This window comes from Stenotrophomonas sp. 278, assembly GCF_003935715.1.
Classification (GTDB): Bacteria; Pseudomonadota; Gammaproteobacteria; order Xanthomonadales; family Xanthomonadaceae; genus Stenotrophomonas; species Stenotrophomonas maltophilia_AH.
This window is the reverse complement of the sequence record NZ_RHPP01000158.1, coordinates 1-8,927: the sequence shown is the minus strand read 5'-3', so window position 1 is coordinate 8,927 and position 8,927 is coordinate 1. Positions and strand designations below refer to the sequence as shown.

Annotated in this window: 8 protein-coding genes and 1 pseudogene; 2 read left to right on the top strand and 7 right to left on the bottom strand. The window is 65.9% G+C overall.

Annotation, left to right across the window (positions count from 1 at the left end):
• The 7 genes and pseudogenes from EGJ34_RS18810 to EGJ34_RS18780 form a co-directional block, all read right to left on the bottom strand.
• Positions 1-280 (bottom strand): annotated as a pseudogene (locus tag EGJ34_RS18810) (hypothetical protein); the annotation flags it as partial.
• Positions 281-324: 44 nt separating this feature from the next.
• Positions 325-1,110: a hypothetical protein gene (locus EGJ34_RS18805; RefSeq protein WP_125361984.1), complete on the bottom strand. Its 786-nt coding sequence runs from the start codon at positions 1,108-1,110 to the stop codon at positions 325-327.
• Between the two features lie 8 nt (positions 1,111-1,118).
• Complete coding sequence (locus EGJ34_RS18800; protein ID WP_125361983.1) at positions 1,119-1,814, bottom strand: C39 family peptidase; 696 nt, start codon at positions 1,812-1,814, stop codon at positions 1,119-1,121.
• 137 nt (positions 1,815-1,951) lie between these two features.
• The gene (locus EGJ34_RS18795) at positions 1,952-3,388 is read right to left on the bottom strand and encodes an adhesin (RefSeq protein ID WP_260477059.1); all 1,437 of its coding nucleotides are present in this window, start codon (positions 3,386-3,388) and stop codon (positions 1,952-1,954) included.
• 56 nt (positions 3,389-3,444) lie between these two features.
• On the bottom strand, positions 3,445-4,077 hold the full coding sequence (locus tag EGJ34_RS18790; protein WP_125361981.1) for a hypothetical protein: 633 nt from the start codon (positions 4,075-4,077) through the stop codon (positions 3,445-3,447).
• Complete coding sequence (locus EGJ34_RS18785) at positions 4,074-4,613, bottom strand: hypothetical protein (RefSeq protein WP_125361980.1); 540 nt, start codon at positions 4,611-4,613, stop codon at positions 4,074-4,076. The genes EGJ34_RS18790 and EGJ34_RS18785 overlap by 4 nt, the downstream gene beginning before the upstream one ends.
• A 242-nt stretch (positions 4,614-4,855) precedes the next feature.
• Positions 4,856-6,193 (bottom strand): dicarboxylate/amino acid:cation symporter, encoded by a 1,338-nt coding sequence (locus tag EGJ34_RS18780; RefSeq protein WP_125361979.1) that lies wholly within the window; start codon positions 6,191-6,193, stop codon positions 4,856-4,858.
• Between the two features lie 150 nt (positions 6,194-6,343).
• Here EGJ34_RS18780 and EGJ34_RS18775 point away from each other — a divergent pair, with 150 nt between their 5' ends.
• Together EGJ34_RS18775 and tilS are read left to right on the top strand one after the other, a co-directional pair.
• Positions 6,344-8,044 carry an alkaline phosphatase gene (locus EGJ34_RS18775; RefSeq protein WP_125361978.1) on the top strand — a complete coding sequence of 567 codons (1,701 nt, stop codon included), beginning with the start codon at positions 6,344-6,346 and terminating at the stop codon, positions 8,042-8,044.
• 96 nt (positions 8,045-8,140) lie between these two features.
• On the top strand, positions 8,141-8,927 hold a 787-nt coding region (gene tilS, locus EGJ34_RS18770; protein ID WP_125361985.1), incomplete at its 3' end, for a tRNA lysidine(34) synthetase TilS.

The following is an 8,927-nucleotide window of genomic DNA, read 5'->3' as shown; positions in this document are numbered from 1 at the left end:
GCGGTGTGGTGGCCGCCGCGACCACGGGCGGCGGCGCAGCCGCTGCGCCAGCAGCGGGTCCGGTTTTGCCAGAGAGGCGCGCCTGCATGGCCTGCACCTGCATGTCCAGCTCGCGCAACCGGCGAACTTCCTGCGCGTAGTTGGCCTTCAGGGTTTCAAGCTGCTGGGCCAGTGCCTTGATGTCGGCCTCGTCGGCCGGGGCCGTCTGCGCCTGTACACCGGCCGACGCGATCAGAGCCAGCGCCGCCAGCGCCAGCGGAGTCATCCGAAAAGTGTGCATTGCCTTGATCCACGGTTGTGGTGACGCCCCCCAACCGGCCGCTGTTACTGGCCGGGCCCCATACCGACGCCACGTACCATGTTCATGGCCTGCGCCACGTTCTGGGTAAGCGGCGCATTGCTCGCCAGGGTCTGCCGCACCAGTTCGATCTGCATGCGGTTGGTGACCGCCTGGCCGTCGCTGCTCAGCGCGATGGTCTGCCCGACGCTGCCGTTGCGGATCCACTGCTGCACCGCGCCGACGCCTTCGATCTGCAGCTGCACCTGGGCGTTGTTGCCTTCCATCTGTGCTACCGCACTCACGCCTCCCTGCTGGGCGCTTGCCGCGGCGGCCGCCGGTGCGGTCGACTCGGGCGGCGCGCTGCCTTCCCGCACATTGAGCTGGGTGCTGTTGCTGGCCACGTTGTTGTCGCCAGCCACCTGGATCGCCTGGGTGACACCGGCCACGTTCTGCAGGCCAGACGATTCCACGCTGCGTCCCGGTGTGGACGGCAGCGGTGCATCGGCGGCGGTGACCGTTACGCTGGGGGTGAAACTCACTTTCGGTGCCGTGGCGCTGTGGGTGAAGTCCATGCCCAGGGTCAGCGCGCTTTCGGCGGCCTGTTTGCCCGCCTGCCACTGCGAGATCATGGTGACGCCGAACCAGGCAACGCTGTTGCCGTTGACTGTGTAGCGACCACGCATCACGCTCAGTTCGGGATCCGGAATCTCACTCAGTCCCTTGCCGGACTTCTGCTGTGCCGGTGCGGCGGGCGCATCGGCGGCGTAGCCCGGTGCCGTGCCGAGCACGGCCAGCAGTACCGCACTTCGCGTCCATGGGGTGATGTTCATGTTGCCTCCTAAAGCAGGTCGGCGTGGGTAAAGCCGAAATCCACCAGTTCCGCTTCGGTGATCGGCCCCTGCCGGGCGTACAACGAACGCGCACTCGGGCGTTCGCCAGGCTGCAGCAACACCGTATTGCGATTGAAATCGCTACCGATCACGATGAACACGGCACGGGACGGCCATGACTGCAGGAATTCTTCGACGGAAATGCTGCGGTTGCCCAGGATCGGATCCGCCAGGTCCACCACGTCACCACGGACCTGCTTGAGCACCACGAAGTGGCGGAAACCACGCACATCCATCAGCACCAGTCCGGGCACGCGCAGCGAGCGCAGGCGCTCTTCATTGACGCGGTAACCGCGCCCTCGCATGCCCAGTGATTCGACGTAACGTTTGATGTCCAGCAGCGAGAAACCACGCTGGTGCACCAGTTCGGGGTCGGAGACCCCCATCATGCCCTCGATCACCGTCGCCTCGTCCGCTTCCAGGTTGTAGGCGTAACGCAGGATTGTGGCCAGGGCGGCCGCGCCACAGCTGTAGTCGGTGTGCTGCCGCACCAGGTTGCGGAATTTCCGCTCCTGCATGCTTTCCACCTGCTGGGTGAACAGCCCGCCGTTGGGCAGCACGCCGCTGAAGGCGACGTCGCCGGCCTGCAGCCCGCCTACCGGCAGCAACAGCAGCAGTACACAGAGCAGTCGGCAGTACGACATCAGCGTGGCTCCAGCGAAAGGAAGGAGCCCCTGTCCCAAAGGGGGAGGATGGAACAGGGGCTCCCGGGGAGCCCGGCCATTGGCGGATGACCGGGTTTGTTGCGCTCAACGCGTGTTGCTTGCGAAAACGGACAGACTTACTCGCCGCCACCGCCGCCCGGGGCACCGGCCGAGGGCTGGGCCACGGCCAGTGCCAGGCTGTTGGCCTGCAGGTTGCCGGTGCCGGCTGCGACGTTCACACCGATGTTGCCGCTCGCACCGCGGAACGTATCTCCGGACAGCGACGAGTTGTTCTCGGCGCGCTCGACCACCCAGCGGGTGCTCTGCACGGTGCCGCTCAGGCTTGCACGCAGATCGGCATAGCCGACTTCGCCGAAGGCCAGCACGCCTTCTTCTTCGGTGTCGAAGCCCAGACCGCCGACGCCCGGCTTGTTCGGGTTCTGCACCGCACCCTGCGACTGGTTGTCATAGTCGATATGACCAGTCGAATCGCCACCGGAGTGACGCTCGCCTTCCCAGCTGTCCGCGTAGAAGTTGGACGACTGGTACGCGTTGCCGCTGCCGCGATAGCCGCCAACGCCGATCGCAGCAGTGCCGCCGCGCACCGTGCCGCGCAGGGTGACATCGGTGGTGTCCTGCATGCGGCGCACATAGCCTTCGTTGGACACACTGTTACCCGTGGACACCTGGTTGGAGCTGATGCTTGCGGTGGCCATGCGAGCGGTGGAGACCGATGCGGCCAGCGCATTCTTCTGCCCGTTGTTGTTGCCAGCGGCGCTGTTCACGCCGATGTTGCCGGTTGCGCCACGGAAGGCGTTGCCGCTCAGGCTGGAATTGTTGACCACGCCGTCGTTCCAGGTCTGATTGCCCGAGCCATACTGATTTACATAGACCTGGGCATCGGACATGCCGAAGGTGAACGATGCATCTGCTGCGGACAGTGCAGCGGCATTGTCCTGAGCGTTGTTGTCGCCTGCGGCCGTATTGAAGCCCAGGTTGCCGGAGGCATTCTGCGCAACGTTCTCGCTGATCGACGAGTTGTTCTCGAGCAGCTCGTTGTCGCCTTCGTTGTTGGTGATCGACTGACGGTTGTCGATGATGGCGATGGCCGCCGAATCGACTTCCAGGTCACCCGACACGGTCGGACGGCCACGGAACTGGACGTCGGCCCCGACCTGCAGGTCAGATTCCAGGTTCACGTCGACACCGTGGTTGTTCTTTTCCTTGCGCTCGTCGGCCTGGATGTTGCTGTGCTTCTCGACGTTCTCGTTCACCCGTACGTCGCGCGTATGGTTGACCGTACGCGTGTCGGTGCTGGTGTTGCTGCTGGACGTGGTGGTGCTGCTGTTGCGGATGCGGGTCCGCGAATCCCAGTCGTTGCGGATATTGGTATCGATGTTGGTATCGATATCGGTATCAATATCGGTATCGATGTTGGTGTCGATATCGGTATGAATGTCAGTATCGATGTGGGTATCGATTTCAGTATCGATATCCGGTCCATTGTGGCGGGGGTTTGCGGCTACCGACGCAGAAGCAACGGCGATGGCCAGAGCCAGAACGGTCCTTTTCATGGTGGTATTCATGGTGCCCTCTCTCTCATCACGGACTATCGGGTGGATGAAACAACTCACGGGGTGGACTGCACCGACATGCCAAGCTGGTTGGCGGTGACGTTGCCCGAGCCCGCGATCTGATTGAGTTGCAGCACACCGTCAAAGCCCCGCAATGCCGTGTCCTCCACGGCGACGCTGCGGGAACCAGCCGCTTTGCGGCTGTTGGCGAGGTCCTGCCCCCCTGCTGACGCAAGCGCCCCCGAAGCCGCAAGGGCCTCGTCGTCGGACTCGCGTATGCCCTGTTGCGCCAGCGTGCTGGTCACGACGTTGACCGTCGCGTTGCCGATGCCGCTGGCCTGGTTGATCATGGCGACGCCGCTGGCTCCATTCAGAGCCTGGCCGCCGATGCTGGCGCTGGCGTCAAGCGGGCCCGCACCGGTGACCCGGTTGCCGACCTGACGCTGCTGCGCGGAGATCTGGGTGCCTGCGGTCTGGCCACTGGCCATGCCGAGCAGGTTGGCCTGCTGGTTGAGATCACCGGCCACCATGTTCACGGTGATCGCGCCGTCGGCGTTGCGCAGTGCGCTGCCATCCAGACGGGTGTGGTTGAGATAGCTCAACATGGCACCGTAGTCGTCGGCCTGCTGTGCGGCGAGCGGCAGTGGCAGCAGCGCGGCCACGGCGATGCAGACAATGAAACGCTTCATTTGCCCGGCCCGCCTGCGGGCTGCCCGCCCATCGGGAACTGCGAGAGCGCGCCGCGCACGGTGTCACCGATGCCGCGGGTGGCGTTGCCGACCGCGTTCAACGGGGTGCTCATGCTCTGGGTCAGGCCGCTGCCGGACAGCACCCCGCCGTGGGTTGCCTTACCGAGAGTGGCGTTGATGGTGCCACCGGTGACCCGTTCCACCGTGGTCTGCGGATGACCGACCGGACCGACGCCGGAGTTGGACCCCATCGAGGCGAAGTCGTCGTCGCCCAGTTCATCCATGCCGCCGGAGGTGCCCAGCGCGGCAGACACCTCGCGGTTCGGCGACGGATCGGCAATCAGGGCGATGCCCGGGGGGGCGGGCCGATAGGCGGTGCGTGCGGAGACATCACGCAGCAGCACCATCTCACCCGGTTGTGCCTTGACCCCCGTGCGGGCACCGGAGGCGTGCGCGGCGGTTGGCAACAGCAAGGCCAGGGCGAGCAGCCAAAAGCCGGTGCGTGCGGGTCTGCTGTCTACGGCAACGCTGTCCATCGCGATCTCCCGAAATCATGCGGGAGGGGTAGAGCAGCATTCGTGCCAAGTCTGGAAAGCCTGCGGCAGCAGGCGATGGGCATCTGTGCGCGTGGATCAGCGCAACAGCGTTGTTACACCTGCGTCGGTCTTCACGGCGTCTGAACGCGCGGGGGGCGGCGGCACAGGCTTTGATAACAACGGTTTAACGCCGGGTGTATCACCGCTGTTACACCCGGCGATACACCCGTTACACCTCGCAGTCAGGCACCGGGACGCTGGTCTGGCTGGCCATCGTCCATGCCGACGTTGGTGACCGGATTGTCGTAAAGCGCCCGGTCCAGCAGCCCGGTTTCCTTGGCGACCAGCACCGGCACCAGCATCTGCCCGGTGACATTGGTCATCGTGCGCATCATGTCCAGGACACGGTCGATCGCATACAGATAGCCGATGGTTTCCAGCGGCAGGTTGGCGGCGCTGAGCACCACCGTGGCCATCACCACCGCCGTACCCGGGACGCCGGCCGTGCCGAAGCTGCCCAGCACCGAGGCGATCAGCACCACCACATACTGCTCGGCCGTAAGTGGCACGCCGGTGTACTGGGCAATGAACACCGCACACAGCGCCGGATAGATCGCGCCGCACCCGTCCATCTTGATGCTCGCACCCAGCGGCACCGCGAACGAGGCGTAGTCTTTGTTCACGCCCAGGTTGTGGGTGATCGAGCGCATCGCCACCGGCATCGCCGCGAAGCTGGAGGAACTGACAAACGCGACCTGCATGCCGGGCGAAGCGCCGCGGAAGAACTTCAGCGGATTGAGCCCATGCGCCAGCAGCAGGCTGCCGTAGACGACCACGATATGCAGCGCGCAGGCGATGTACAGCGCCAGCACGAAATTGCCCAGCGGCAGCAGCTTCTCGAAACCGTAACTGCCCACCAGCCCGGCGATCAGGCCGAAGGTGCCCAGCGGGGTCACCTCGAGCACGAAGCGCGTGATCTGGATCATGATCTCGCTCATCTGCCCGGTCAGCTTTCGCGCCTCGGCGACCTTGTCGCCGAGCTTGACCATGGCAAACCCGATCAGACCCGCGAAGAAGATCACCGGCAGGATCGAACCCCGACCCGCGGCAAGCACGGTCTCGCCGGCTGCGTTGACCCGGGTACCGATCCCGCTCAAGGCGTAGAACACGTTGGAGGGGACCACGTCCATGATCACCTTGACCACGCTGGGCACCTCGCGCGGGGTGTAGCCGTGGTCCATGCTCAAACTGAGATTGCCGGTACCGGGCTGCATGATCGTGCCCACCGCCAGCCCCACGCACACCGCCAATGCGGCGGTGACGATGAACCACAGGAACGTACGTCCGCCCAGCGCAGCCACGGATTTCTGACCGTGCAGCGAGGAGATCGCGTTGATGACCGCAAAGAACACCAGCGGCACCGCAATCATCTTGATCAGGGTGACATACAGGTCACCGAGCGGGCCGAACCAGGTTTCAGCGGCCGGGCCGAGCAGCCAGCCGGCCAGCGCGCCCAGCACGAAGCCGCCGAGGACGCGCTGCCAGAACGGGATCCGCAGCCACGCAGAGACCAGCGTCATGAGCATTCCAGGGGAGAGTGATACAGCCTGTCACAGTAGCTGAACCCGCCCCCGCGAACGAGATGCTGCAGGGGGAATCAGCGTGTCATCGGCGTGCCTTTCTGGGTTCTGCATAATGAACGCCCGTTTCACATCGAGATGACTGCGTTCATGTCCCGCTTCACGCCCCTGGTCGCTGCCGTGGCCGTCACCCTGCTGGCCGGCTGCGCCAGCACCACGCCCTCCTCTTCCGCCGCTGCTGCCGTCCAGGTCCAGGTTCCTGCCGTGGCTCACCCGGCCGGTGAAACCCCGCAGTGGTGGTACCGCAATGGTGCCGCACAGGCAGCCAGCCACGGAGCCATGGCCGGCAAGGCGAAGAACGTGATCCTGTTCCTCGGCGACGGCATGAGCCTGACCACGGTCGCTGCCGCGCGCATCTTCGAGGGCCAGCAGAAGGGCAGCTCGGGTGAAGAAAACCTGCTGTCGTGGGAGCGCTTCCCGGCCACCGCGTTCAGCAAAACCTACAACACCGACTCGCAGACCCCGGATTCAGCCGGAACCATGACCGCGATCACCACCGGCGTGAAGACCCACATGGGTGCGATCGGTGTGAGCGCCGGCACCCGCAGCGATTGCGCCGACAGCCTGAACAAGGGCCTGCTGACCTGGCTGCAGCTGGCCGACAGCGCCGGCATGGCGACCGGCGTGGTCTCCACCGCACGCCTGACCCACGCCACGCCGGCGGCGACCTATGCGCACTCGCCGGAGCGCAACTGGGAGAACGACACCGACCTGACCGAGGCAGCCCGGGCCGCCGGCTGCCAGGACATCGCCCAGCAGCTGTTGTCGACCTCGCGTTACGGACGGGGCCCGCTGGTCGCCCTGGGCGGCGGTCGCGCACAGTTCACCACCGTGGAAGAGACCGATCCGGAGTACGACGACAAGGTCGGCCTGCGCCTGGATGGGCGCAGCCTGGTCAACGAATGGAAGCAGGCCCACCCGCAGGGTGCGTACGTCTGGAATGCCGAGCAGCTGAAGGCTGCGGCCAATGCGCCGGCCCTGTTGGGTCTGTTTGAACCGGACCACATGCGCTACGACATCGAACGCAAGGATGATCCGTCCGGCGAACCGAGCCTGGCCGACCTGACCCGTGCGGCGATCGCCAACCTGTCCCGGCACAGCGAAGGCTATGTGCTGATGGTGGAAGGCGCGCGCATTGACCACGCCAACCACAGCGGCAATGCCTATCGCGCGCTCAGTGATACGGTGGCGATGTCCGACGCGGTGCGCGCGGCGGTGGAAGCCACCTCCGACCAGGACACCCTGATCATCGTCACCGCCGACCATTCGCACACGCTGAACTTCGTCGGCTATCCGGCCCGTGGCAATCCGATTCTGGGCAAGGTGAAGGACAAGGGCGGCGAAGACGGCGCGGGTGCGCTGGACCTGGCCCGTGACGGCACCGGCCTGCCCTACACCACCCTGAGCTATGCCAACGGTCCGGGCTTCACTGGCCAGACCAACCAGCAGCCGGCCGGTCCCAAGACCTACCCGCACGGCCCAAGCAGCTTCGACCCGGTCAACGGCCGTCCCGACCTCACCCACGTCGACACCGAGCATCCGGATTACATGCAGGAAGCGCTGGTGCCGATGAAGAGCGAGAGCCACGGTGGCGAAGACGTGGGCATCTGGGCACGCGGCCCGGGCAGCCAGGCCATCCGCGGCACGCTGGAGCAGAACACGATCTACCACATGATCGTGCAGGCCACCCCGCGCCTGCGCCAGCGCCTGTGCGACGCCGGCACCTGCGACACCCAGGGCGTGCCGGTGGAGCTGCCCAACGGCAAGGCGTTCGAACGCAAAGCCGATTGATGCGCCGCGCATCGCCACGCGTGGCGTGGCGATGCGTTCGACGTGAATGCATGTTCTCTGATGGCGGCGGTCGACAAGACCGCCGATACTGCGCTGATGACCGCCCCCCTGCCCCCGCCACCTGATCTGCCGACCCCGGTGCTGGTGGGCTTCAGTGGTGGCCTGGATTCCACCGTGCTGCTGCACTGGCTGGCGCAGTCGCCGGTGCAGCGCGCTGCCGGTCTGCGCGCGGTGCACGTGCACCATGGCCTGCAGGACGGGGCCGATGCCTGGGCGGAGCACTGCGAAGCCGTCTGCGCCACGTGGGGACTGCCCTTGAGCGTTGTCCGGGTGCACGTACCGCACGACAGTGGCCAGGGTCTGGAGGCCGCAGCCCGCTCTGCACGCCGCGAGGCATTCGGCCGGGTGCTGCGTGAACACGAACATCTGGCGTTGGCCCATCACCGCGACGACCAGGCCGAAACCTTCCTTCTCCGCGCGCTTCGCGGCTCGGGTGTGGATGGCCTGGCCGCGATGCGAACGCATGCGCCGTTTGCCGCCGGCTCGCTGTGGCGGCCGTTGCTGCAGGTGCCGCGTGACGACCTGCGTACGTATGCGCTCGCGCACGCGCTGCGCTGGATCGAAGACCCCAGCAACAGCAGCGACGCGGCAGATCGCAACTTCCTGCGCCTGCACGTGATGCCGCTGCTGGCCCAGCGCTGGCCCCAGGTGGATGCCAGTTTCGCGCGCAGCGCCGACCTCGCGGGCCAATCGCAACGACTGCTCGATGCAGCCGACCATGAGGCGTTGCGCCGATGCGTGGTCTCGCCCGGCGTGCTCGACTGCAGCCGGCTGCTGCGGCAGCCACGCGAACGCCGGGCACGGCTGCTGCGCCAGTGGGTGC